A 23,070-nucleotide genomic window follows, 5' to 3' on the forward strand; every position below is an offset into this window, starting at 1 on the left:
GTGGGAGCGGGCTTGCCCGCGAAGAGGCCGGTACTGGCTAACGCTTAATCAACACTCACACCGGAAAAATCATTGCGCCCAAACGGGCTGACCTTGAACTGGGAAACCTTGACGCTAAGCGGCTGGTTCACTGTGGAATGCGCCACCGGGGTAATCGGTACCTGCTGCTTGAGCCGCTGCTGGGCCTGCTGGTAGAGGGCGGTGCGCTGGGTACGGTCGGTCACCTGCTTGGCCTGCTTGACCAGGCTGTCGTACTGCGGGTCGCACCACTGCGAGTAGTTGTTGCTGCCGATGGCATCGCAGCTGTATAGGGTGCCCAGCCAGTTGTCCGGGTCGCCGTTGTCTCCGGTCCAGCCGATCAGGGCGACGTCGTGCTCACCGTTTTTCATGCGTTTGAGGTATTCGCCCCATTCGTAGCTGACGATGCGCACCTTGAACCCGAGTTTGCTCCAGTCGGCCTGGAGCATTTCGGCCATCAGCTTGGCATTGGGGTTGTACGGGCGCTGCACCGGCATGGCCCACAGGGTGATCTCGGTGCCAGGTTCGACACCCGCCTGCTGGAGTAGCTGTCTGGCCTTTTCTGGCGCGTACGGGGCGTCCTTGATGCTGTCGTCATAGGACCACTGGGTCGGTGGCATGGCATTGACCGCCAGTTGGCCGGCGTCCTGATACACCGCCTGGATGATGGCTTTCTTGTTAACCGCCATGTCCATTGCCTGGCGCACTTCCAGGCGGTCGAACGGCGGGTGCTGGGTGTTGTAGGCGATGTAGCCGAGGTTGAAGCCTGGTTGCTGAAGCACCTGCAGCGTGCTGTCGGCCTTGAGCGCCGGCAGGTCGGCCGGGCGCGGGTGCAGGGTGACCTGGCATTCGTTGCGGCGCAGCTTCTGGATGCGCACCGAGGGGTCGGTATTGATCGAAAACACCAGGTTGTCGATCTTCACTTCGTTCGCTGCCCAATAGTCCTTGTTGCCCTTGTAGCGGATCTGCGAATCCTTCTGATAGCGCTGGAACACGAACGGCCCGGTACCGATAGGCTGCTGATTGATGTCGCTGGGGCGTCCACTGGCCAGTAACTGCTCGGCGTATTCAGCAGAGAGGATGGAGGCGAAGCTCATGGCCAGGTTCTGGATGAACGCGGCATCGACCGTGTTCAGGGTGAACACCACGGTCATCGGGTCGATCTTCTCGACACGGGCGATGTTCTTGTCCAGGCCCATGCCGATGAAATAGGGGAACTCGGTAGGGTAGGCCTGACGGAACCGATGACCCTTGTCGAGCATGCGGTTGAAGGTGAACAGCACATCGTCGGCGTTAAACGCGCGGCTCGGGCTGAAGGCCTTGTTGCTGTGGAACTTGACCCCTTCACGCAGGTGGAAGGTGTAGCGCAGGCCGTCGTCGGACACCTCCCAGCGGGTCGCCAGGGCCGGCTGCACGGCGGTACCGCCACGTTCGAACTCGACCAGGCGGTTGTAGATGGGTTCGGCGGCGTCGTTGTCGGTGGCGCTGGTGTACTGAGCGGTGTCGAAGCCAGCTGGGCTGCCCTCGGAGCAGAACACCAGATTGTTAGCCAAAACGGCCGGGGATTGGCTGATCAGGCCCAGGGCCAGCAGGGTCGGAAGGCGCTTGGCGAAGCACATGGCAGTTCCTTTTTCATCTGTTTGCGCCGCCTTGGGGTGCGAATGGCGGCAACAGTTAGCCGACCCCGCAGCGGATAGCTGCAGGACGACATGAAAGGGTGGCAAGGAGGGGGCACCCGCCGCTCAGCGGGTGCCACGGTCAGCCTATTTGTCCACGCTTACGCCGTAGAAGGAATTCAGCGCAAACGGGCTGATCTTGAAGTCCTTCACCTTGGCGCTCATGGGTTGGTAGACAGTGGAGTGGGCGATCGGGGTGATCGGTACCTGCTCCTTGAGGATGTGCTGCGCCTTTTGGTACAGCTCGGTGCGCTTGGCCTGGTCGGACGTGGCCTTGGCCTGTTTGATCAGGTCGTCGTAGGGCTTGTAGCACCACTTGGAGAAGTTGTTGCCATCGACGGCATCGCAACCGTAGAGGGTACCCAGCCAGTTGTCCGGGTCACCATTGTCACCGCTCCAGCCAATCAGCATGGCACCCTGTTCGCCGCCTTTGGAGCGCTTGATGTACTCGCCCCATTCATAACTGACGATCTTCGCCTTGATACCGATCTTGGCCCAGTCGGACTGGAGCATTTCGGCCATCAGTTTGGCATTGGGGTTGTACGGGCGTTGCACGGGCATGGCCCACAGGGTGATTTCGGTGCCTTCCTTGATGCCGGCTTCCTTGAGCAGTTGCTTGGCTTTCTCGGGGTCGAAGGCGGCGTCCTTGATGCTGTCGTCATAGGACCACTGCGTGGGCGGCATGGCGTTGACCGCCAACTGGCCGGCGCCTTGGTACACCGACTCGATGATCTTTTTCTTGTCCACGGCCATGTCCAGCGCCTGTCGGACTTTCAGCTGGGCCATGGGGTTGGCCTCGTTGCTGCCCTTGATCTTGTCCATCACGTTGTAGGCGATGTAGCCGAGGTTGAAACCGGCCTGCTGCGGCATTTGCAGGTTCTTGTCGGCTTTTAGCGGCTCGATGTCGGCCGGGCGTGGGAACAGGGTGACCTGGCACTCGTTCTTTTTAAGCTTCTGCATGCGCACCGAGGCGTCGGTGGTGATGGCAAAGATCAGGTTGTCGATCTTCACGTCCTCGGGCTTCCAGTAGTCCTTGTTGCCCTTGAAGCGGATCTGCGCGTCCTTCTGGTACTTGCTGAACACGAACGGGCCGGTGCCGATCGGCTTCTGGTTGATGTCGGCGGCCTTGCCGTTCTTGAGCAGCTGGTCGGCGTATTCGGCGGACTGGATCGAGGCAAAGCTCATGGCCAGGTTCTGGATGAACGCGGCGTCAACCTCGTTGAGGGTGAACCTCACCGTGTGCTCGTCAAGTTTCTCCACCTTGGCAATGTTCTTGTCCATGCCCATGTCGGTGAAGTATGGAAACTCGGTGGGATACGCCTTGCGGAACGGGTTGTCCTTGTCGAGCATACGGTTGAAGGTGAACAGCACGTCGTCGGCGTTGAACGGGCGGCTGGGCTTGAAGTAGTCGGTGGTGTGGAACTTCACCCCTTCGCGCAGGTGGAAGGTATAGGTCTTGCCGTCGTCGGACACCTCCCATTTGGTCGCCAGGCCCGGGATGACCGCAGTGCCGCCTCGCTCGAACTGGGTCAGGCGGTTGAACACGGTCTCTGCCGAGGCGTCGAAGTCGGTCCCGGTGGTGTACTGCCCCGGATCGAAGCCGGCCGGGCTGCCTTCGGAGCAGAACACCAGGTTGGATGCGGCAACGGCCGACGGTGCGCCGCTGAGCAAGCCTGCACCCAGCAGGAACGGAATGACTGCGTGTTTGAGCATGGTGGCCTCATTGTTGTCATTTTTTGGATGAGGTGGCCTCGTGAGCCGACCTGCGGATACTTATGCAGGGGCTGTTCCCAATGCAACAGGTAGGAGGATAGTTGGCGCCAGAAAAGTGGAACGTCCGTACATGGATGTCGCATCGATATAACTTTTGGCGAAGTTAAACGTTTGCGTAGGCGCGATGATGGCGTTTTGCGCGATATTTCTGATGGGCAGGAATGTAGGAAGGCACCTATGTGGTGCGTAGGAAACTTCCGAAAATCGTGAAATTGATGCGGTCACCTGTAGGAGCGGGTTTACCCGCGGACACGGGCGAAGCCCGTGCCATCCACCGCAGTGTCTAGTTCGCGAGCCCACCCGCTCCCACAGATGATGCGTGGACGCCTTATGGCATCTGCACTTCGATCAGGCCATCGGCGTTCATGCTCACTTCACTGGTGCCCGCCTCGATATCCGGCGCGGGTGCTGCTTCATCAGCCCCCATGGCCTTCATCGCCATCGGCGCGCTACGCAAGTACGGGCGCGGGTAACCGCTGCTGTTGAGGTTCAGGCTGACCACTTTGTAGCCTTTGCCACCCAGCGCTTCAGTCGCCAGTTGCGCGCGAGCCTTGAAGGCATCGACCGCATCCTTGAGCAGTGCATCCTCGCTGGCCTTGCGCGTGGCCGGGGCGATGGAGAAGTCCATGCCGCCCATTTTCAGCTCTTGCAACAGATCGGCGGTAAGCTGGGACAAGGCCGGGAAGTTGGCGCTTTCCAGGCGCAGCTCGGCGCGTTCGCGCCAGCCGGTGATCTTCTGGCCCTTGCTGTCGTATACCGGGTAGCTGTTGCGGCTGCCCTGGCTGATCTTCACGTCCTTGACCTGGCGCGCCTGCTGCACGGCCTTGTTCATGGTTTCGGTGATCTGCTTGGCGAGCTTGCCCGGGTCGCTGTTCTGCGCTTCGCTGTACAGGGTCACGACCATCAGGTCGCGCGCCACTTCCTTGCTGACTTCGGCCCGCAGCGATACCTGGTTGAAACGCGGTTCATCGGCGGCCAGTGCCGGCAGGCTGGCGAGCAGGCCGCAAGACATGATCAGGGCGGCGCCGCGACGTGGGATTTGCATGTGATACTCCTTGGCATTGAAAGGCGTGGGGGCTGGACATCCATTCCACGCATGGCCCATCGGACCGGCAACAGTGTAGTGGGTTCAAAAGTGCCATCATGAACCTGTGACAAAGTGTGGCGCTTTGCCGCATCGCTGCAGCGAGGCGCCCGGCTTCGGTATACTCCAGCCGATTTTTCTGGAGCACTCATCAGGAGAGCTCATGCTCGCCGCCGTACAACCGTTGTCCGCTACCCGCCAGAACCTCTGGCGCCTCACCCTTATTCGGGTCCTGGTCCTGGCTGCCCAGGCCGGCTCGGTGGGCGTTGCCTACTGGACCGAACTGCTGCCGTTGCCCTGGCTTTCGCTGGCCGGCACCTTGGCCCTTTCTTCGCTGCTGTGTGCCTTCACGGCCCTGCGCCTGCGCCTGTCGCTGCCAGTCACCGAAATGGAATACGCCCTGCAGCTGGCCTGTGACCTGCTGATCCATAGCGCCTTGCTGTATTACTCCGGCGGCTCGACCAACCCTTTCGTGTCGTATTACCTGGTGCCGCTGGCGATCGCTGCGGTGACCTTGCCGTGGCTGTATTCGCTGATCCTGTCGGGTATTGCGCTGACGGCCTACAGTTTGCTGCTGGTGCAGTTCTACCCGCTCGAAGGGCTGCCAATGGCGCGGGACAAGATGCAGGTCTACGGCATGTGGCTGAGCATTGCCTTGGCTGCCGCAGTGATCACCTTCTTTGCCGCGCGCATGGCCGAAGAGCTGCGCCGCCAGGAACAGCTGCGTTCAGAGCGGCGTGAAGAGAGCCTGCGCGACGAGCAACTGCTGGCAGTGGCTACCCAGGCCGCCGGTGCCGCCCATGAGCTGGGTACGCCGCTGGCGACCATGAGCGTGCTGATCAACGAAATGCGCCAGGACCACACCGACCCGCTGTTGCAGGAGGACCTGCAGATCCTCCAGGACCAGGTAAAGCTGTGCAAAGAGACCTTGCAACAGTTGGTGCGCGCAGCCGAAGCCAACCGACGCCTGGCCATCGTGGAGCAGGATGTGACTGCCTGGCTGGACGAGGCGCTCAACCGCTGGCACCTGATGCGCCCGGAAGCCAGCTACCGCTTCCAGCGCCTGCGCGACGGCAAAGTGCCGCGCCTGTCTCCGCCGCCAGACCTGACCCAGGCGCTACTGAACCTGTTGAACAATGCCGCCGATGCCTGCCCTGATGATCTGGAGGTTCGCCTGGACTGGGACGCCCAGGACATCGTCATCAGTATCCACGACCACGGCCCTGGCGTACCGCCGGCCATTGCCGAAGCCATTGGCAAACCTTTTATTACCACCAAGGGCAAAGGCTTTGGCCTTGGCCTGTTCTTGAGCAAGGCCAGCGTGACCCGTGCGGGCGGCTCGGTGAAACTCTATAGTCATGAACAGGGTGGCACCCTGACCGAACTGCGCCTGCCCTATGGCAAGCGAGGAGATGAATGATGAGCGAAGAAAACCAGGTCGAAAGCGAAGAGCTGCCGCACCTGCTGCTGGTGGATGACGATGCCACCTTCACCCGGGTCATGGCCAGGGCCATGAGCCGTCGCGGTTTCCGTGTGAGCACTGCCAGCTCTGCCGAAGAGGGCTTGATTCTGGCCCAGCAGGACCTGCCGGACTACGCCACGCTGGACCTGAAAATGGATGGCGACTCCGGCCTGGTGCTGCTGCCCAAGCTGCTGGAGCTGGACCCGGAAATGCGCGTGGTGATCCTGACCGGTTACTCGAGCATTGCCACCGCAGTGGAGGCGGTCAAGCGCGGTGCCTGCAACTACCTGTGCAAGCCGGCTGACGCCGATGACGTGTTGGCAGCACTGCTGTCGGAGCACACCGACCTGGATACCCTGGTGCCGGAAAACCCGATGTCGGTCGATCGCCTGCAGTGGGAACACATCCAGCGCGTGCTGAACGAGCATGAAGGCAATATCTCGGCCACTGCGCGGGCGCTGGGCATGCACCGGCGGACGTTGCAGCGCAAGCTGCAGAAACGGCCGGTTCGGCGCTGATTCTCCATTGATGATGTTGGCCTGTTCGCGGGTAAATCCACTCCTGCAACTGTGAGAGCGGGCTTGCCCGCGAAGGGCTGCAAGGCAGCCCCAATCAGGGCGAGCACGATGAAGGTACTGTTGGTCATCCTTGCGATGGTTGCAGGTAGCGTCAAGGCTGAGGACTGGCCTGACCCACAGTGGCAGAGCGACCCTGCCGCCCTTGACTGGCAGGCCGTCGACGCTTATGCCTTTCCCGCACGCTCTCCCTCGGAGCGCAACGGCATCCGCACCGACGCTCTGCTGATCATCCGCGACGGTCGTATCCTCCACGAGCGCTACACAGCGCCCACCCGTGCCGACACCGCGCACCTGACCTGGTCGGTAAGCAAGAGTGTACTGGCCACGATAATGGGCGTGGCCCAGGGCGAAGGCCGCTTCCAGATGCAAGACCCGGTCAGCCGCTTCTATCCACCCATGCGCGCCCACCCCGGTGTGCGTATGGCCGACCTGCTGCACTGGGCCAGTGGCCTCGACTGGCAGGAAGACTATGAATATGCACCGCTGAAATCCTCGGTGGTGGCCATGCTGTATACCCGTGGCCGCGCAGACATGGCTGCCTATACGGCAGCGCGGGGTGCCGCTGCCAGCCCCGGTCAGCGATTCCTCTACTCCAGTGGCGACAGCAACCTGCTGGCCGCAGCGCTGCGCGGCATGCTCGATGCCGGACAGTACCCCGACTATCCCTGGGACGCACTGTTCACCCCGTTGGGTATCGGCAGTGCGGTATGGGAGCGTGACCGGGCAGGCACCTACGTAGGCTCTTCTTATCTGTACCTAAGTGCCCGCGATTTGGCCCGTATCGGCCTGTTGATGCAACGCGACGGGCGCTGGCAGGGCCGACAATTGCTGCCCAAAGCCTGGGTAGCCTTCAACCGTACCCCGTTTGCCCAGGCCCAAGCGCTGCCTGGCGAGGCCACCCCCGGTGGCCACTGGTGGCTCAACCAGCCGCTGGCTGGCGCCGAACGGCCTTGGCCCAGCGCACCCGCAGACACCTTCGCCGCCCTTGGCCACTGGGGGCAGGCGTTATATGTGCTGCCTGAACAAAAGCTGGTGATCGTGCGCTACGCCGATGACCGCGACAGCAGCTACCGACACGATGAACTGCTCAAGCGGGTGCTGGCGGCACTGGCCGGGGAGGGGGCATGAAGCGGCTATTGCTGCTGGTCCTGGCAGGGCTCCTGTATTGGGCCTGGCAAGAACGCCAGGCGCTGGCGGACTTCCCCGGCATACTGCCGGCCTACTCGGCCAAGGAATACTGTTCCTGCCGCTTTGTCATGGGCTTTGACGAGGCGTACTGCCGAGGGTATGTGAAGCAGTGGCTGCCATTGAGCCTGCTGGAGGAAAACAGCCAGCAGCGGCAAGTCACCGCTGAAGGCCTGGGGCGGCGCAGCCAGGCGGCCTGGCAAGGCGCGCGTGAGGGCTGCCGCTTGCTGCCATGAATGCAGGCGGGTAAGGTTGGCGGCCTGGTTTCACGAGATCTGTCATGTTCAAGCTGCCCCGCCTGCTGCCTGCCTTGTTGCTGGCTTTGTGCCTGCCCGCTCATGCCAATTGGCACCTGGATGGCGAATCTTCACGGCTGTCGTTTATTACCGGCAAGAATGGCAATACCGCCGAAGTGCATCGTTTTCTGGTGCTGCACGGCACGGTCGACCGCAAGGGTGTGGCCGGGTTGAGGATCGAGATGGACTCGGTAAGCAGCGGTATTCCGCTGCGTGACGAGCAAATGCGCGACAACCTGTTCGAGGTCGAGCGCTTCGCCGAGGCCACAGTGAAGACGCAGATCGACCTGCAGCCGATCAATGACCTGGCCGATGGTGCACAGATCGAGTTGCGCCTGCCGCTGACGGTCACCCTGCATGGCCAGTCGCACCGCTACAATGTTTTGTTGCTGGCCACCCGCCTGGATGCGCGGCGTTTCCAGGTGGTGACCCTTGAGCCCCTGGTGCTGCGCGCCGAAGATTTCGGCTTGATGCCGGGCCTGGAAAGCCTGCGCAAGTTTGCCAGGTTGAAGTCCATCAACCCGTCGGTGCCGGTTAGCGCGGTGCTGATCTTCACTGCGCGCTGACATGGCGGGTCCGGTCTTCCCCTGGCGGGATGGCAACCAGTTCGAACTGCTTATCGATGGCCCCGCATTCTTTCCGCGCATGCTCCTGGCGATCATGCGGGCCGAGTTCCAGGTTGACCTGGAACTGTACCTGGTCGAGGCCGGCGCCTGTGCCGAGGCGGTGGTGGACGCGCTGGAGCAGGCTGCCCGACGTGGCGTACGGGTGCGCTGCCTGTTTGATGACTACGGTGCATTGGCCTTCAACAGTGCGTTGCGTCAGCGCCTGCTGGACGCTGGCGTGTACTTGCGCTGGTATAACCGCCTGCGCTGGAAGCGTGGCCTGCGTAACCTGTACCGTGATCATCGCAAATTGCTACTGGTGGACGAACGTTGGGCCGTGGTGGGGGGGACGGGCGTTACCGACGAGTTCTGGAAGCCGGGTGAGGCGACCAGCGAATGGCACGAAGTGATGGTGCAGATGCAGGGGCCGGTGGTGAGCGACTGGCAGTTGCTGTTCGACCGTCAGTGGCACGCCAACACTCGCCGCACCGCCTGGCGCCCTGCTGAAGGCTTTGGCCTGCCGCGTCTGCCCAAGGTGCCTGCGCAGGGGCAGGGCATGGGCCGGGTCGCTTATGCCGACGCCCGCCAGCACCAGGACATCCTGCACGCGCTGGTACGGGCACTGAACAGCGGCAAGAAACGGGTATGGCTGGCCACGCCGTACTTCTTGCCGACCTGGAGCGTGCGCCGCTCGTTGCGTCGGGCTGCCAGCAAGGGCCTGGACGTGCGGCTGTTGTTGACCGGTCCGCGCACCGATCACCCCTCGGTACGCTACGCCGGGCATCGTTACTACCCGCGGCTGTTACGCGCGGGCGTACGGATTTTCGAGTACCAGCCGTGCTTCCTGCACCTGAAGATGGCTGTGGTGGACGACTGGGTCAGCGTCGGTTCGTGCAACTTCGACCACTGGAACTTGCGCTTCAACCTTGAAGCCAACATCGAGGCGCTGGACCCGCCGTTGACAGCGGCGGTGGTGGCCAGCTTCGAGCGCGACTTCGCCCTGAGCGAAGAAGTCGACCTCGCTCACTGGCATGCGCGCCCTTTGTGGCGCAGGGTCAAGCAACGGATCTGGGGCTGGCTGGATCGTTTGGTGGTCAACTTCCTCGACCGCCGTGACTGACAGCGGCTATCGTGCAGTGACTATTCACGGTTAACCGAAGGAGTGGGCAAGATGACGGCGAAGAAAATTCTCATGCTGGTGGGCGACTACGTCGAGGATTACGAAGCGATGGTGCCGTTCCAGGCCCTGAGCATGGTAGGCCACACGGTGCATGCGGTGTGCCCGGAAAAGCTGGCGGGGCAGACTGTGCGTACCGCGATTCATGACTTCGAGGGTGAACAGACCTACAGCGAAAAGCCCGGGCACAATTTTGCCCTGAATTATGACTTCGTGCGGGTGCGGCCCGAGAGTTATGACGCGCTGCTGATCCCGGGTGGTCGCGCGCCGGAATACCTGCGCCTGGATGAAAAGGTGTTGGAGCTGGTGCGGGCGTTCGACCAGGCCGGCAAGCCGATTGCGGCGGTATGCCATGGTGCCCAGTTGCTGGCGGCAGCTGGGGTGCTGGATGGGCGTGAATGCAGCGCTTACCCGGCATGTGCGCCAGAAGTGCGCCTGGCGGGTGGCACGTTCATCGACATCGCGGTGGACCAGGCGCATGTGGATGGCAACCTGGTGACCGCACCGGCATGGCCAGCGCACCCGGCTTGGCTGGCGGCGTTCCTTCAAGTACTGGGCACGCGTATTGTCTGACAGGCTTGGTTGAGTTCAGAGCGGGTTGCTTCAGGCAACCTGCTCAACCCAGTCATTGAGGTTGTAGTAGTTGGTCACCCTGGCAATCTTGCCACAGTGAATATAGAAGAACGCCCCCGCCGGCAGCACATAGGTCTGCCCGTTTGCCGCCGGCAACCCTTCGTCATCGACCAAGTATTCGCCATGTACGGTGAACTCCGCCGCCGCGCGGCTGCCATCGGCGTTCTGCATCACCACGATGTCGGCCAGGCGCTCGCGGTAGCAGCGGTTCATCTTTTCCATGAACGCGGCGAACCTGGCCTTGCCCATCTGACGCTCGCCCTGGTTGATGTCGTGGATCACGTCTTCGCTGAGCAGCGCCAGAAAGCCTGGCATGTCACCCGCGTTGAAGGCGGCGTAGTAAGCATTTACCAGTTCGGTTGCGGTCATGGAACAATTCCTGTCGTGTAGGGAAAAGGCGGGTCGCTAACTCGGATGATAGGGTTTCCCCTCAAGCCCGGCTTAGCCGAGCGCGTCATCCACATCGACAAAACGACCGCCAAACATGGAAATACGCCTGTTGCACGGTGCCGCTATCGCGCCTTACATCGATGACCTCGCTCGCCTGCGCCTTACTGTGTTCCGCGAGTTCCCCTACCTTTACGACGGCACCCCGGAGTACGAGGCCGACTACCTGGCCAACTATGCCCGCTCCGGGCGCAGCCTGGTTGTGCTGGCGCTGGACGACGGCAAAGTGGTCGGCGCTTCTACCGGCCTGCCGCTGGTGGACGTCGCGCCCGAATTCCAGCAGCCATTCCTGGCCCAGGGGCGCGACCCGGCCAGTGTGTACTACTTCGGTGAGTCGCTGGTGTTGCCGGCATACCGCGGTCAGGGCCTGGGGGTTCGCTTCTTCATCGAGCGCGAGTCCTACGCACACAAACTGGCCGAGTTCGATTATTGCGCGTTCTGCGCGGTCGAACGGCCTGGCGCACACCCGCGACGGCCAGCAGAGTACAAACCCTTGCACGGCTTCTGGCGCAACCGCGGCTTCCTGCACGACCCGTCGCTGCGCACCACCTACGCCTGGCGCGACCTGGACGAGCAGGAAAGCTCTGACAAGCTGATGTCATTCTGGCTCAAGGCACTGCCGATATGATCCGCCTGGCGGCCTGCCAGTACGCCATCGAGCTGCATGAGACGTGGGACGCCTACGCCGACCACCTGCAAGGCCTGTGCGCCGAAGCGGTGGAAGCGGGGGCACGCTTGCTGCTATTGCCGGAGTACGCCGGGCTGGTGCTGAGCGGCCAGCTGAATGCCGGGCAGCGGGAAGACCTGAAGGCTTCGATTGCCGGCATCCAGCCGCTGATCGAACCCTGGAAAGCGTTGTGCGAGAGCCTTGCCCGGCGCTGGGGGATCTACCTGCAACCGGGCAGTGTGCCGGTGCTGGACAACGATGGACGCTACCGCAACCGTGCCTGGCTGTTCGGCCCCCAAGGTGTGCTGGGTTATCAGGACAAACTGATGATGACCCGCTTCGAGCGCGAGCAGTGGGATATTGCTGCAGGCCAGGGGTTGCAGGTATTCGAAACCGAACTGGGGCGGCTTGGCATCCTGATCTGCTACGACAACGAGTTCCCGATGCTGGCCCGCCGCCTGGCCGAGTGCGGTGCCGACCTGATTCTGGCGCCGAGTTGTACCGATACCGAGGCCGGTTACCACCGGGTGCGTATTGGCGCCCAGGCGCGCGCTCTGGAGAACCAGATTGCCGTGTTGCAGAGCCCTACGGTGGGGGTGGCGCCGTGGTCACCGGCATTGGACGAGAATATCGGCCGGGCAGGCCTGTTCGTGCCGCCGGATCACGGGATGCCAGGGGATGGGGTGGTGGCGTTGAGTGAGCAGTTGAACCCGGACTGCAGCCAGTGGCTGGTGTGTGAGGTGGATTTGGAGGGAGTACGGCGGGTGAGGCAGGAAGGGCAGGTGTTTACCTGGCGGGACTGGCCGGAGCAGTTCGAGAGAGTCCTGTGATGACAGTGGCGGCCTCTTCGCGGGCAAGCCCGCTCCCACAGTCAAACGCGTAGCCTTCTGGCTTGCGCTGAACTTGTGGGAGCGGGCTTGCCCGCGAAGCAGCCGCCGCAGTTACATCAGGTTACTTCACTTCAACGGCCAGGCTTTCGGCAATCTTGCTCTGCCACAGGGCAGGGCCAGTGATGTGTACCGACTCGCCGTTGCTGTCCACGGCGACGGTCACCGGCATGTCCTTGACTTCGAACTCGTAGATCGCCTCCATGCCCAGCTCGGCGAAGGCCAGCACCTTCGACTTGCGGATGGCCTGGGCTACCAGGTATGCAGCGCCGCCAACGGCCATCAGGTACACAGCCTTGTTGTCCTTGATCGCTTCGATGGCGGTCGGGCCACGCTCGGACTTGCCGATCATGCCCAGCAGGCCAGTCTGCTCAAGGATCTGGCGGGTGAACTTGTCCATGCGGGTAGCAGTGGTCGGGCCGGCTGGGCCTACCACTTCGTCACCCACCGGATCGACCGGGCCTACGTAGTAGATGAAGCGGCCTTTCAGGTCTACCGGCAACTCTTCGCCACGGTTGAGCATTTCAACCATGCGCTTGTGCGCGGCATCGCGGCCAGTCAGCATCTTGCCGTTGAGCAGGATGGTTTCGCCCGGCTTCCAGCTGGCCACTTCTTCCGGGGTAATGTCGTCGAGGTTGACGCGACGGGCGCTCGGGCCGGCTTCCCAGACGATTTCCGGGTAGGCGTCCAGCGACGGCGCTTCCAGTTCTGCCGGGCCGGTGCCATCGAGCACGAAGTGGGCGTGGCGGGTAGCGGCGCAGTTGGGGATCATGCACACCGGCAAGGACGCCGCGTGGGTCGGGTAGTCCATGATCTTGACGTCGAGCACAGTGGTCAGGCCACCCAGGCCTTGAGCGCCGATGCCCAGCTGGTTGACCTTGTCGAACAGCTCCAGGCGGATTTCTTCCAGGCGGTTCTGTGGGCCACGGGCTTTCAGTTCGTGAATGTCGATGGACTCCATCAACACTTCCTTGGCCATGACCGCGGCCTTCTCGGCGGTACCGCCGATGCCGATGCCGAGCATGCCAGGCGGGCACCAGCCAGCGCCCATGGTCGGCACGGTCTTCAGTACCCAGTCGACGATCGAGTCGGACGGATTGAGCATGGCCATCTTCGACTTGTTTTCCGAGCCGCCGCCCTTGGCTGCAACATCCACTTCGACCTTGTCGCCAGGGACGATGGAGTAGTGGATCACTGCCGGGGTGTTGTCCTTGGTGTTCTTGCGGGCACCGGCTGGGTCGGCCAGGATCGAAGCGCGCAGGACGTTCTCAGGCAGGTTGTAGGCGCGACGCACACCTTCGTTGATCATGTCGTCGACGCTCATGGTGGCGCCGTCCCAGCGCACGTCCATGCCCACGCGGATGAACACGGTGACGATACCGGTGTCCTGGCAGATTGGACGATGGCCGGTGGCGCACATGCGCGAGTTGATCAGGATCTGGGCGATGGAGTCGCGTGCAGCAGGCGACTCCTCACGCAGATAGGCCTCGTGCATGGCCTGGATGAAATCGACGGGGTGGTAGTACGAGATGAATTGCAGGGCGTCGGCGACGCTCTGAATCAGGTCGTCTTGCTTGATCACGGTCATGCAGCGCGCTCCTCTTAAAGACGGGAACATTCAAAAAGACGCTCGACATAGCCGACCAGCACGTCGAAACGCCTTGCAAGGCGCCGGCAGGTCAGGCCGACGGAAAAAGGCGCGGCAGTATAGCGCGCATCCGTGCCCGGCACACCTGCGGCCGGTCTGGACCATGGTCGGCAGCGTGCCGGCATCTATTTTGCTGGTGTGCTCTGCTTGGCTTACAGTGAGCCTTGGATAGCAGGAGATGTACCGAACATGCCCGAAATTTGCGTGGGCGAGCGCCGCTGGGTGGTGCCCATTGGCAGCAACCTGCTCGATGCCCTCAACGAGGCGGGGCTGAATGTGCCCTACAGTTGCCGCGCCGGCAGTTGCCACGCTTGTCTGGTGCACTGCCTGGATGGGCAACCGGCGGACGCTTTGCCCGAGGCATTGGCGTTGGAGAAACACGCTCAGGGCTGGCGCCTGGCATGCCAGTGCCGGGTGGTCGAGGACCTGCGTGTGGCGCTATACGACCCCCGGCAGGGTGGCGTACCGGCGCAGGTCTGCGCTTTGGACTGGTTTGGCGATGTATTGCGCCTGCGGGTGCGGCCCGCGCGGGCGGTGCGTTACCAGGCGGGGCAGCATGTGGTGCTGTGGCTGGAGGCGGTTGCTCGGCCTTATTCCCTGGCCAGCCTGCCGGGTGAGGATGATGTTCTCGAGTTTCATATCGATTGCCAGCGACCTGGTGCCTTTTGCGACAGGGCGCGTGGGCTGCAGGTGGGCGATCAGATGCATTTGGGTGAGTTCAGAGGCGGAGCCCTTCATTACGACCCTGATTGGCAGGAGCGGCCGCTGTGGTTGCTGGCCGCGGGAACCGGGCTGGCGCCGCTCTGGGGTATCTTGCGCGAAGCGTTGCGCCTGGGGCATCGGGGCGAAATCCGCGTGCTGCATGTAGCGCGGGATCCGGCGGGGCACTATCTGGCGGAGCCGCTGCTGAAGCTGCCAGGGGTGAGTGTCGAGTTGGTGCTGGTGGAACAGATGGATGAAGCGTTGGCCGGGATGCGGCTGTTGTCGCGGCAGACGGTGGTGCTGCTGTGTGGGGCGCCTGGGAGTGTCGAGCGGTTTGCCCGGCGGATGTTCATCGCAGGCGTGCCGCGGGGGCAGGTGTTTGCTGATGTGTTCGTCGAGCATGCCTGAGGGCAGCCTTGTGATGCGAAGGGACCGCAAAGCGGCCCCTCCCTCTTTCATGCGGCGCTGTGCTCGGCGACGGGCACCTCGGCCTGCGCCCGCCGATAGAGAACCAGGTAATACGACCCCAGTCCGATCAACCAGCAGAACACTGCTGTCCACACATTGTGCGACAGGAAGTGCGCCCCCTGCATCATCCTGCCCACCGACAGTATCGACCCTGCTACCAGGGCTACTAAAAACGCCACCCGCGCCAGGCGCGGCTTGCGATCACGCAGCATGAAGAACAAGGCGAACAGGCAGAACCCGGTCGCGGCATGCCCGCCCGGCCAGCACAGCCCAGGCTTGTTGGTAGGCGGCCGTGGTTCCAGCAGCTTGCTGTACGTTTCGGTGCCGCCAAACTGGGTCAGGCTCCAAGGGCACTGCACCTGGGTGACTTTTTTCAGCGGCGTGACAAACGCTGTCGACAAGCCCAGCGCCAGCACCAGGCAGCCTAGTTCACGGCGCCAGCCAAACAGGCGCTTCCAGAAAAGGCTCGCGGCAAAGGTCAGCAGCGATATCACCCCCAACAGGATCACCACTTGCTTGACCCGGTCATGCAGGATGTTTTCCAACACGTAACTGTGGCGGCCAATGAACTGCCCGGCAGCGGGGTCGAAGAACAGGTTGGCGACATCCATGTCGACTGAAGTCAGTTCCAGCAGGATCAGGGCCAGCGCAGTCGCCAGGGGAATCCCCAGGTACAGCCAGTAGTTGATCGGGCGAGGGCGGGTGCGTTGCTGCATGACGGCTCCAGGGCGCGAAAAAGATCGGGTATTTTCGGCCGCCCGCTATCCTGTGTCCGTGAAGGATCAGTGAAAAAACTGTCAAGTGGGGTGAATTTTCCCAAGGGCTGGCACCGTGCAGGCATAGGCCTTAAGCTGCGCCTGCCGCGCACCACAGCGAGAAGCGCCGCACAGGAGAAACCGATGCGCATTCTTTTGGTTGAAGACAACCGCGATATCCTGGCCAACCTGGCCGATTACCTGGGCATGAAAGGCTACACCGTCGACTGTGCCCAGGATGGCCTGTCCGGGCTGCATCTGGCCGCCACCGAGCACTACGACCTGATCGTCCTCGACATCATGCTGCCAGGCATTGATGGTTACACCTTGTGCAAGCGCCTGCGCGAAGATGCCCGCCGTGACACGCCGGTGATCATGCTCACTGCCCGTGACCAACTGGACGATCGCCTACAGGGCTTCCGCTCTGGGGCTGACGACTACCTGCTCAAGCCATTTGCCCTGTCGGAGCTGGCGGCGCGCATCGAAGCGGTGCTGCGCCGTGCCCAGGGCGGTGGGCGGCGCACCCTGCAGGTGGCTGACCTCAGCTACGACCTCGATACCCTCGAGGTAACCCGCCAGGGTCGCCTGCTGAAGCTCAACCCGGTCGGCCTCAAGCTGCTGGCGGTACTGATGCAGAAAAGCCCGCACGTACTGCGCCGCGAGGTGCTGGAAGAAGCCTTGTGGGGCGATGACTGCCCTGATAGCGACAGCCTGCGCAGCCATGTGCATCAGTTGCGCCAGGTGATCGACAAACCGTTTGAAAAACCGTTGCTGCATACCGTCCATGGCGTCGGCTATCGCCTCGCCGAGGGCCGCGATGGAGTTTAAGCAAAGCCTTGCCCAGCGCATCATCATCGCCTTTGCCCTGATGAGCGCGCTGGTGGCCGGGGCCTTCGCATTCGGTATCGTCGCCACGGTGCACCTGGTCGAGGAACGACTGATTTCTTCGGTACTGGGCGGTGATCTGCAGCGCCTGCTGCGTATGGACAGCGTCAGTGACTGGAGTCATCGGCCTCGCCCGGACCAGCTGTTCTACTTCAGTGGTGGGCGTGACGACTTCGAGCTGCCCAAGGACCTGCGTCACCTCGACCGCGGTTTCCACGAAGTGTTCCGAGACCAGCTGTCGTACCACGCCATGGTCGAGATCGTCGATGGTCGCCGCTATGTACTGCTGCAGGACCAGAGCGACTTCGAGGAGCGTGAGCGCATACTGTTTGCCGTGGTTGTGGTGGGCTTCGTGCTCAGCCTGGTGCTGGCGGTCATCCTTGGCTGGTTGGTTGCACGTCGGGTAATGGCACCGGTCATCCGCCTGGCGCGTCAGGTGCGCCACCGCGATCAGTTACTGGGCCTGGCCCCACCGCTGGCGCCGGATTATGCGGCAGACGAAGTCGGCCAGCTTGCAGTGGCTTTCGACGATACCCTGGGCCGCTTGCGTGATGCGCTGACCCGCGAGCGGCTGTTCACCAGCGACGTCAGCCACGAACTACGCACGCCGTTGATGGTGTTGGCTACCTCTTGCGAGCTTCTGATGGAAAACCCTGGCCTCGATGCCCGCGCGCGCAGCCAGGTGGAGCGGGTTGCGCGGGCTACCGAAGAAATGCGCGAGCTGGTCAAGACCTTCCTCATGTTGGCCCGGGCGCAGCGTGATGAGGGCGCGGTGGCGTCACGGGCGACCCTGCGCGAAGTGGCCGACGAACTTATCGGGGTGTGGCGCGACACCATCGAACAGAAAGGCCTCACCCTGTATTTCGATGGCCGCGTGAGTGCTAGCCCTGTGCTGTACAACGCCACCTTCCTGCAGTCGGTGATGGGCAACCTGCTGCGTAATGCTGCGCACTACACCGACAGTGGGTATATCCGCCTGAGCCTGGAAGCCAACGGTTTCAGCGTAGAAGACAGCGGCGTGGGTATCCCCGAAGAGCAGCGCGAGGCCATGTTCAGGCCGTTCGTGCGCGGCGATGAACGGCGTGGCGAGGGCCTGGGGCTGGGGCTTTCGCTGGTACAGCGGATCTGTGACGACCAGGGCTGGCGTGTCACCCTGACATCCACCTTGCCACATGGCTGCCGCTTCCAGGTGGACCTGAGCAACACCGCAACCAAAGGTGACCCGGACGCCTTGGTCGGGTAATTTCTTGTATCAGGTCAACTGGTACTCAACGTTTTTTTCACACTGGCATGACCTGATTCCAACGCTTGCATACCTAATGTGGGCGCAATGGAGTCAGGAGATGCCCAATGCGTAGCCCCATCAAGCTTGAATTTTCCGAGAAGTACGACAAAGACCATGCGCGCGAGTACTTTCTCAAGCACCAGGCCGGCCTGGCGCGACGCCTTTCCCACAAGCGAGATGAGCAGTTGGCGCGCCGCGCCTTGGCATTGGCTGGCGAGCCCGGCCTGGTATTGGACCTGCCATGCGGTGCGGGCCGTTTCTGGCCGCTGTTGGCGGAAAAGCCCAATCGGGTAATCATCGGTGCCGACAACTCCGAGGCCATGATCGAGACTGCCTGTGCGGCGCAACCGCCAGAGGTGGTCGCACGGGTACGGCCGTTGCAGACTTCGGCCTTTGCCATCGACCTGCCGGATAACGCCGTCGACAGCATCTTCTGCATGCGCCTGTTCCACCACATTGGCGAGGCGGCGCACAGAAAGACCATACTTTCGGAATTTCAGCGGGTTAGCCGTGATAGTGTGATCCTGTCCCTGTGGGTGGATGGCAACTTCAAGGCCTGGCGCCGGAAAAAGCTGGAGCTGCGCCGTAGCGCCAAAGCCGAACAGGATAATTACCAGAACCGTTTCGTGTTACCTGCCGAAACGGTCGAAGAAGAATTCAGGGCTGCCGGCTTCAGAATCCAGGAACGCCTCGACTTCCTGCCGTTCTATGCCATGTGGCGAGTCTACGTATTGCGTAAGGGGTAGTGTTTGATGGCTGTAGCCCATAAAGGGGAATCGCGGTTCGATTTTTACTGGCGTCAGCAAGGCGAGTGGGTCGAGGAGCCTAACCAGCGCCGCGGCGGTGAAAGTGGCGTGCAACGCCTCAACGATGCCAATGGCAAGCTGTTGTATGCCAAGCGCCAGGTTGGGCATATCTACCGCAGCCTGTTGCACCCTTTTGGTCGGCCGACGGTATTGCGTGAACTCGATGCGCTGAACAGTTTCGAGCAGTTGGGCGTGCGTGTACCGCGTATCGTCTTCTGTGGTGCGGAGCGCGATGCCGAGCACCAGTGGCGCGCGCTGCTGGTCAGCGAAGCGCTGGACGGTTTTGTCGAACTCGACACCTGGCATGCCGAAGGTGCCCGCGAGCGTTACCCGCAGGTGGTGCATGAGCGCATGCTCAAGGACCTGGCGGAAAACCTGGCGCGGATGCACCTGGGGCACTGGCAACACGGCTGCCTGTATGGCAAGCACGTATTCATCAAGGTGATCGGCGAGGGCGACCAGGCTCGCGTCGAAGTGGCGCTGCTGGACCTGGAAAAGTGCAGGCGGCGTATCAGTTGCCAGCGTGCGGCCGGCAATGACTTGCGTCAGCTACGCCGCCATTCGTCGCTCAATGACGCAGAATGGCGGACACTGCTCTACTTTTACAAGATGGCGTTTGGCAGCGCTGTCAAAGGGTTAGAGTAATGAAACTAGAAATTGCTCGAGCTTTGTTCCTGGTAGCTGGCCTGGCGGTGACCACCGTGGCGGTGGCTGCCTGGGAAGAGCCGAGACCGACGGTGTTCAGCAAGGCAGAAATGGCAGACCAATGCGCGTTGCCGCGGGATGCAAAACCGCAGCAGGCCCGGACCGAGCCGGACCATGACCTTTTGCTGTTCCTGTTTGGCTTGCGTCAAGGGTTGCGTCCATTCGGTTGAACCCTGCGTTAGCTGGAAAAACCAGAGGCCTCGCGATTGCGGGGCCTCTGGCTTTTTGCGCCTGCGTTGCCGGCCTCTTCGCGGGCAAGCCCGCGCCCACAGTTTGGCTCAAGCGATTGCAGGTTCCTTGGCGCTCGCCTTGTGCGCCAGCAGGGTGTAGATACATGGCAACACAAACAAGGTAAACAGCGTGCCAATCGACATCCCGGTGGCAATCACCATACCGATGTCAAAACGGCTGACCGCTCCCGCCCCGGTTGCCAGAATCAGCGGCACCATGCCGAACACCATGGCCGCCGTGGTCATCAGCACCGGTCGCAGGCGAATGGCCGCTGCTTCCTCGATCGCTTCGCGCACGCTCAGGCCCCGCTCCTGACGTAGCTGATTGGCGAACTCTACGATCAGGATACCGTGCTTGCTGATCAGTCCGATCAAAGTCACCAGCCCGACCTGGGTGTAGATGTTCATGCTCGACACACCCAGGAACAGCGGCAAAAGCGCGCCACAGACCGACAACGGCACTGTCACCAGAATCACCAACGGGTCGCGGAAGCTTTCGAACTGGGCAGCCAGTACAAGGAAAATGATCGCCAGCGCCAGGCCGAAGGTGACCCACAATGCGCTACCTTCCTGAACGTACTGCCGGGCCGCGCCGGCGTAGTCGAAGGCAAAGCCTTCCGGGGCCTCTTCGCGAGCTATGTCCTGCACGGTCTTCAGCGCCTCGCCCAGGCTGACCATGGGTACACCCTGGATGATCGCAGCGTTCAGTTGCTGGAACTGGTTGAGCTGACGTGGGCGAGCACGGTCGGTGAGGGTGATCAGGGTCGACAGCGGCAGCAATTGGCCCTGGTCGTTCTTCACGTAGTAATTGTTCAGCCAGCCGGGGTTGTCGCGGTACGGCCGTTCAACCTGGGCGATCACCTTGTAACTGCGGCCCTCAAGGGTGAAACGGTTGATTTCCGCCTCGCCCAGCAGGGTCGCCAGGGTGCTGCCGATGGTGTCCATCGACACCCCCATCTGTGCCGCCTTTGCCCGGTCGATGTCCACCACCACTTCGGGCTTGTCGAAGGCAAGATCGATATCGAGGAAGGCGAACTTGCCCGATTCCTGAGCGCGCTTCTTGATGCGTTGGGCCACTTCCAACAGTGCCGGGTAGTCGCCAGCGGTATTGATCACAAACTGGAACGGCAAGCCCTCGCCAGTGCCGGGCAACGACGGCAGGTTGAAGCCGAAGATCTGCAACCCGCTGATTTCCTCGAGTTTGGCCTGCACCAGCGGCAGTAGCTCCATCTGTGTGCGTTCACGTTCGTTCCAAGGCTTGAGCAAAAAGCCACCGATACCGGTCTGCACGCCATTGAAACCGTTGATCTGAAACGACGAATAGTATTCGGGGAAGGTCTTGAACAGCGGTGTGAACTCGTCGGTGTAGGCATTGAGATAGTCGAGGTTGGTCGGCTGGGGCGAGCTGCTCATCATGAAGATCACCCCTTGGTCCTCGTTGGGCGCCAGTTCGTTCTGAGTGAATTTGAGCAGCACCGGGATCAGGCACAGGACGATCACGGCAAACACCAGCACCACCGGCCGACTATCGAGGGTGGCGTGCAGCAAGCGCTGGTAGCGCCCCTTCAGGCGTTCGAACAGCTGGTCGAGGCGGTGGGCCAGGCCGCTCGGGTTCTGCTCCCGGCGCAGCAGCAAGGCGCACATCATTGGCGACAGGGTAAGGGCAACGATACCGGAAATGATCACCGCCCCGGCCAGCGTCAGGGCAAACTCCTTGAACAGCGCGCCAGTGAGCCCGGTCAGGAAGCCGATCGGTGCATACACCGCGGCAAGGGTGATGGTCATTGACACCACTGGCATGGCGATTTCGCGCGCGCCTTGCAGGGCCGCGTCGAACGGCGACTTGCCTTCTTCCATGTGCCGGTGGATGTTTTCCACCACCACAATGGCATCGTCCACCACCAGGCCGATGGCCAGCACCATGGCTAGCAGGGTCAGCAGGTTGAGCGAGTAGCCCATCATCTGCATGAAAAACAGTACACCGATCATCGACAACGGTATGGTCACCACCGGAATCAGCACCGAGCGCAGGGCACCGAGAAACAGGAACACCACCACGATGACGATCAGCACCGCTTCGCCCAAGGTCTTGATCACTTCGTCGATCGAAGCCTGGATGAACCGCGTGGCGTCGTAGGCAATCGACACTTTCAGTGCCGAGGGCAGCTGGCTTTCCAGCTCTGGCATGATGCGCCGCACTTCCTTGATGACATCCAGCGGGTTGGCGGCCGGGGTGGCCTTGATGCCGATATAGACCGACGGGGTGCCGTCGAACGAGCTGACCGTGTCGTAGTTTTCTGCGCCCATCTCGACCCGCGCCACGTCGCCCAGCAGCACGCGGCTGTCACCGCTGGTCTTGAGCGGCAGGGCGGCGAACGCCTCGGCCGACTTCAGCTCGGTACTGGCGTTGACGCTGGTGACCACGTATTCGCCTTTGACCTCGCCTGCGGCGGAAAGGAAGTTGTAGCGGCGTACGGCATTGGTCACGTCGGTAGCCGAAAGGCCGAAACCGGCCAGTTTCACCGGGTCCAGCCACAAACGCATGGCAAACACCTGGTTGCCGAGGATCTCCGCCTCGGCCATGCCCGGCAAGGTGGCCAGCTTGGGCTGGATAACCCGTGACAGGTAGTCGGTGATCTGCGGGTTACTCATTTCCTTGCTGTAGAAGCTGACGTACATCAGCGCCGAGGCGTCGGCAGCTTCCTTGCTCAGTACCGGGTCTTCGGAGTCCTGGGGTAACTTGTTGCGCACCTCATTGGCCTTGGCCAGCAGCTCGGTGAACAGTCGGTCGCTGTCGGCGCCAATGCGCGCGTAAATGGAAATGATCGAGAAGTTCTGCCGGCTCACCGAGGTCATGTAGTCGATGCCTTCGGCACTGGCCAGGCTCTGCTGCAATGGTTGGGTGATGTAGCCCTGGATGGTTTCGGCGTTGGCCCCGGGGTAGGCAGTGGTGACCGTGATCAGGGCGTTTTCCATTTGCGGGTACTGGCGGATCTGCAGCTTGTTCCAGGCCTGGAAGCCGAGCAGCAGAATCAGCAGGCTGACCACGCTGGCCAGCACCGGGCGGCGGATGAACGGGTCGGTGAACGCCATGCCAG

General features: G+C 62.1%; 22 protein-coding genes. 15 read left to right on the forward strand and 7 right to left on the reverse strand.

Annotated features, from left to right (window positions below):
* Positions 1 to 44: 44 nt before the first annotated feature.
* The 3 genes from GST84_04850 to GST84_04860 all read right to left on the reverse strand — a co-directional run bounded on the left by GST84_04850 (position 45) and on the right by GST84_04860 (position 4,512).
* The gene (locus GST84_04850; protein XGB11718.1) at positions 45 to 1,637 is read right to left on the reverse strand and encodes an ABC transporter substrate-binding protein; all 1,593 of its coding nucleotides are present in this window, start codon (positions 1,635 to 1,637) and stop codon (positions 45 to 47) included.
* Between the two features lie 144 nt (positions 1,638 to 1,781).
* Positions 1,782 to 3,407, reverse strand: coding sequence for an ABC transporter substrate-binding protein (locus GST84_04855; GenBank protein XGB11719.1), 1,626 nt, complete (start codon positions 3,405 to 3,407; stop codon positions 1,782 to 1,784).
* A gap of 388 nt (positions 3,408 to 3,795) precedes the next feature.
* Positions 3,796 to 4,512 carry a DUF541 domain-containing protein gene (locus GST84_04860; GenBank protein XGB11720.1) on the reverse strand — a complete coding sequence of 239 codons (717 nt, stop codon included), beginning with the start codon at positions 4,510 to 4,512 and terminating at the stop codon, positions 3,796 to 3,798.
* A gap of 202 nt (positions 4,513 to 4,714) precedes the next feature.
* Between GST84_04860 and GST84_04865 the strand changes: the two genes are divergently transcribed.
* The 7 genes from GST84_04865 to GST84_04895 all read left to right on the forward strand — a co-directional run bounded on the left by GST84_04865 (position 4,715) and on the right by GST84_04895 (position 10,427).
* Positions 4,715 to 5,971, forward strand: coding sequence for a sensor histidine kinase (locus GST84_04865; protein XGB11721.1), 1,257 nt, complete (start codon positions 4,715 to 4,717; stop codon positions 5,969 to 5,971).
* Positions 5,971 to 6,531: a response regulator gene (locus tag GST84_04870; protein ID XGB11722.1), complete on the forward strand. Its 561-nt coding sequence runs from the start codon at positions 5,971 to 5,973 to the stop codon at positions 6,529 to 6,531. The genes GST84_04865 and GST84_04870 overlap by 1 nt, the downstream gene beginning before the upstream one ends.
* 108 nt (positions 6,532 to 6,639) lie before the next feature.
* Positions 6,640 to 7,719 carry a serine hydrolase gene (locus tag GST84_04875; GenBank protein ID XGB11723.1) on the forward strand — a complete coding sequence of 360 codons (1,080 nt, stop codon included), beginning with the start codon at positions 6,640 to 6,642 and terminating at the stop codon, positions 7,717 to 7,719.
* The gene (locus tag GST84_04880; GenBank protein ID XGB11724.1) at positions 7,716 to 8,012 is read left to right on the forward strand and encodes an amidase; all 297 of its coding nucleotides are present in this window, start codon (positions 7,716 to 7,718) and stop codon (positions 8,010 to 8,012) included. Before GST84_04875 ends, GST84_04880 begins: the two co-directional genes overlap by 4 nt.
* Positions 8,013 to 8,056: 44 nt before the next feature.
* Positions 8,057 to 8,638 carry a YceI family protein gene (locus GST84_04885; GenBank protein XGB11725.1) on the forward strand — a complete coding sequence of 194 codons (582 nt, stop codon included), beginning with the start codon at positions 8,057 to 8,059 and terminating at the stop codon, positions 8,636 to 8,638.
* 1 nt (position 8,639) lies between these two features.
* Positions 8,640 to 9,797 (forward strand): phosphatidylserine/phosphatidylglycerophosphate/cardiolipin synthase family protein, encoded by a 1,158-nt coding sequence (locus GST84_04890; protein ID XGB11726.1) that lies wholly within the window; start codon positions 8,640 to 8,642, stop codon positions 9,795 to 9,797.
* Positions 9,798 to 9,848: 51 nt separating this feature from the next.
* A complete protein-coding gene (locus GST84_04895) occupies positions 9,849 to 10,427 on the forward strand; it encodes a DJ-1/PfpI/YhbO family deglycase/protease (protein XGB11727.1) in 579 nt (192 codons plus the stop codon).
* Positions 10,428 to 10,457: 30 nt separating this feature from the next.
* Here the strand turns inward: GST84_04895 and GST84_04900 are convergent, their stop codons facing one another.
* A complete protein-coding gene (locus GST84_04900) occupies positions 10,458 to 10,856 on the reverse strand; it encodes a DUF4440 domain-containing protein (GenBank protein ID XGB11728.1) in 399 nt (132 codons plus the stop codon).
* 115 nt (positions 10,857 to 10,971) lie between these two features.
* On the opposite strand from GST84_04900, the gene GST84_04905 reads away from it, so the two are divergent.
* Positions 10,972 to 11,562 (forward strand): GNAT family N-acetyltransferase, encoded by a 591-nt coding sequence (locus GST84_04905; GenBank protein XGB11729.1) that lies wholly within the window; start codon positions 10,972 to 10,974, stop codon positions 11,560 to 11,562.
* Positions 11,559 to 12,431 carry an amidohydrolase gene (locus tag GST84_04910; protein XGB11730.1) on the forward strand — a complete coding sequence of 291 codons (873 nt, stop codon included), beginning with the start codon at positions 11,559 to 11,561 and terminating at the stop codon, positions 12,429 to 12,431. Before GST84_04905 ends, GST84_04910 begins: the two co-directional genes overlap by 4 nt.
* Before the next feature lie 121 nt (positions 12,432 to 12,552).
* Here GST84_04910 and GST84_04915 read toward each other — a convergent pair whose 3' ends face one another.
* On the reverse strand, positions 12,553 to 14,076 hold the full coding sequence (locus tag GST84_04915) for a fumarate hydratase (protein XGB11731.1): 1,524 nt from the start codon (positions 14,074 to 14,076) through the stop codon (positions 12,553 to 12,555).
* Between the two features lie 249 nt (positions 14,077 to 14,325).
* Between GST84_04915 and GST84_04920 the strand changes: the two genes are divergently transcribed.
* Positions 14,326 to 15,246, forward strand: coding sequence for an iron-sulfur-binding ferredoxin reductase (locus GST84_04920; GenBank protein ID XGB11732.1), 921 nt, complete (start codon positions 14,326 to 14,328; stop codon positions 15,244 to 15,246).
* Between the two features lie 47 nt (positions 15,247 to 15,293).
* Here GST84_04920 and GST84_04925 read toward each other — a convergent pair whose 3' ends face one another.
* Positions 15,294 to 16,022 (reverse strand): phosphatase PAP2 family protein, encoded by a 729-nt coding sequence (locus GST84_04925; GenBank protein ID XGB11733.1) that lies wholly within the window; start codon positions 16,020 to 16,022, stop codon positions 15,294 to 15,296.
* A gap of 183 nt (positions 16,023 to 16,205) precedes the next feature.
* Between GST84_04925 and GST84_04930 the strand changes: the two genes are divergently transcribed.
* The 5 genes from GST84_04930 to GST84_04950 all read left to right on the forward strand — a co-directional run bounded on the left by GST84_04930 (position 16,206) and on the right by GST84_04950 (position 19,912).
* Positions 16,206 to 16,889, forward strand: a complete 684-nt coding sequence (locus GST84_04930; GenBank protein ID XGB11734.1) for a response regulator — start codon at positions 16,206 to 16,208, stop codon at positions 16,887 to 16,889.
* Positions 16,879 to 18,189 carry a HAMP domain-containing protein gene (locus tag GST84_04935; GenBank protein ID XGB11735.1) on the forward strand — a complete coding sequence of 437 codons (1,311 nt, stop codon included), beginning with the start codon at positions 16,879 to 16,881 and terminating at the stop codon, positions 18,187 to 18,189. The genes GST84_04930 and GST84_04935 overlap by 11 nt, the downstream gene beginning before the upstream one ends.
* Positions 18,190 to 18,296: 107 nt before the next feature.
* Positions 18,297 to 18,977, forward strand: a complete 681-nt coding sequence (locus GST84_04940; protein XGB11736.1) for a methyltransferase domain-containing protein — start codon at positions 18,297 to 18,299, stop codon at positions 18,975 to 18,977.
* 6 nt (positions 18,978 to 18,983) lie between these two features.
* Positions 18,984 to 19,682: an InaA protein gene (locus tag GST84_04945; GenBank protein XGB11737.1), complete on the forward strand. Its 699-nt coding sequence runs from the start codon at positions 18,984 to 18,986 to the stop codon at positions 19,680 to 19,682.
* The gene (locus tag GST84_04950; GenBank protein ID XGB11738.1) at positions 19,682 to 19,912 is read left to right on the forward strand and encodes a hypothetical protein; all 231 of its coding nucleotides are present in this window, start codon (positions 19,682 to 19,684) and stop codon (positions 19,910 to 19,912) included. Before GST84_04945 ends, GST84_04950 begins: the two co-directional genes overlap by 1 nt.
* 108 nt (positions 19,913 to 20,020) lie before the next feature.
* Here GST84_04950 and GST84_04955 read toward each other — a convergent pair whose 3' ends face one another.
* Entirely contained in the window at positions 20,021 to 23,065 is a 3,045-nt protein-coding gene (locus tag GST84_04955; protein XGB11739.1) for a multidrug efflux RND transporter permease subunit, read from the reverse strand.
* Between the last annotated feature and the right edge of the window lie 5 nt (positions 23,066 to 23,070).

The sequence above is a fragment of the Pseudomonas putida genome (genome assembly GCA_041879295.1).
Classification (GTDB): Bacteria; Pseudomonadota; Gammaproteobacteria; order Pseudomonadales; family Pseudomonadaceae; genus Aquipseudomonas; species Aquipseudomonas putida_Y.

Coding starts and splice junctions, on each gene's coding strand:
- GST84_04850 (XGB11718.1), bottom strand. CDS start 1,637: ATGTGCTTCGCCAAGCGCCTTCCGACCCTGCTGGCCCTGGGCCTGATC.
- GST84_04855 (XGB11719.1), bottom strand. CDS start 3,407: ATGCTCAAACACGCAGTCATTCCGTTCCTGCTGGGTGCAGGCTTGCTC.
- GST84_04860 (XGB11720.1), bottom strand. CDS start 4,512: ATGCAAATCCCACGTCGCGGCGCCGCCCTGATCATGTCTTGCGGCCTG.
- GST84_04865 (XGB11721.1), top strand. CDS start 4,715: ATGCTCGCCGCCGTACAACCGTTGTCCGCTACCCGCCAGAACCTCTGG.
- GST84_04870 (XGB11722.1), top strand. CDS start 5,971: ATGAGCGAAGAAAACCAGGTCGAAAGCGAAGAGCTGCCGCACCTGCTG.
- GST84_04875 (XGB11723.1), top strand. CDS start 6,640: ATGAAGGTACTGTTGGTCATCCTTGCGATGGTTGCAGGTAGCGTCAAG.
- GST84_04880 (XGB11724.1), top strand. CDS start 7,716: ATGAAGCGGCTATTGCTGCTGGTCCTGGCAGGGCTCCTGTATTGGGCC.
- GST84_04885 (XGB11725.1), top strand. CDS start 8,057: ATGTTCAAGCTGCCCCGCCTGCTGCCTGCCTTGTTGCTGGCTTTGTGC.
- GST84_04890 (XGB11726.1), top strand. CDS start 8,640: ATGGCGGGTCCGGTCTTCCCCTGGCGGGATGGCAACCAGTTCGAACTG.
- GST84_04895 (XGB11727.1), top strand. CDS start 9,849: ATGACGGCGAAGAAAATTCTCATGCTGGTGGGCGACTACGTCGAGGAT.
- GST84_04900 (XGB11728.1), bottom strand. CDS start 10,856: ATGACCGCAACCGAACTGGTAAATGCTTACTACGCCGCCTTCAACGCG.
- GST84_04905 (XGB11729.1), top strand. CDS start 10,972: ATGGAAATACGCCTGTTGCACGGTGCCGCTATCGCGCCTTACATCGAT.
- GST84_04910 (XGB11730.1), top strand. CDS start 11,559: ATGATCCGCCTGGCGGCCTGCCAGTACGCCATCGAGCTGCATGAGACG.
- GST84_04915 (XGB11731.1), bottom strand. CDS start 14,076: ATGACCGTGATCAAGCAAGACGACCTGATTCAGAGCGTCGCCGACGCC.
- GST84_04920 (XGB11732.1), top strand. CDS start 14,326: ATGCCCGAAATTTGCGTGGGCGAGCGCCGCTGGGTGGTGCCCATTGGC.
- GST84_04925 (XGB11733.1), bottom strand. CDS start 16,022: ATGCAGCAACGCACCCGCCCTCGCCCGATCAACTACTGGCTGTACCTG.
- GST84_04930 (XGB11734.1), top strand. CDS start 16,206: ATGCGCATTCTTTTGGTTGAAGACAACCGCGATATCCTGGCCAACCTG.
- GST84_04935 (XGB11735.1), top strand. CDS start 16,879: ATGGAGTTTAAGCAAAGCCTTGCCCAGCGCATCATCATCGCCTTTGCC.
- GST84_04940 (XGB11736.1), top strand. CDS start 18,297: ATGCGTAGCCCCATCAAGCTTGAATTTTCCGAGAAGTACGACAAAGAC.
- GST84_04945 (XGB11737.1), top strand. CDS start 18,984: ATGGCTGTAGCCCATAAAGGGGAATCGCGGTTCGATTTTTACTGGCGT.
- GST84_04950 (XGB11738.1), top strand. CDS start 19,682: ATGAAACTAGAAATTGCTCGAGCTTTGTTCCTGGTAGCTGGCCTGGCG.
- GST84_04955 (XGB11739.1), bottom strand. CDS start 23,065: ATGGCGTTCACCGACCCGTTCATCCGCCGCCCGGTGCTGGCCAGCGTG.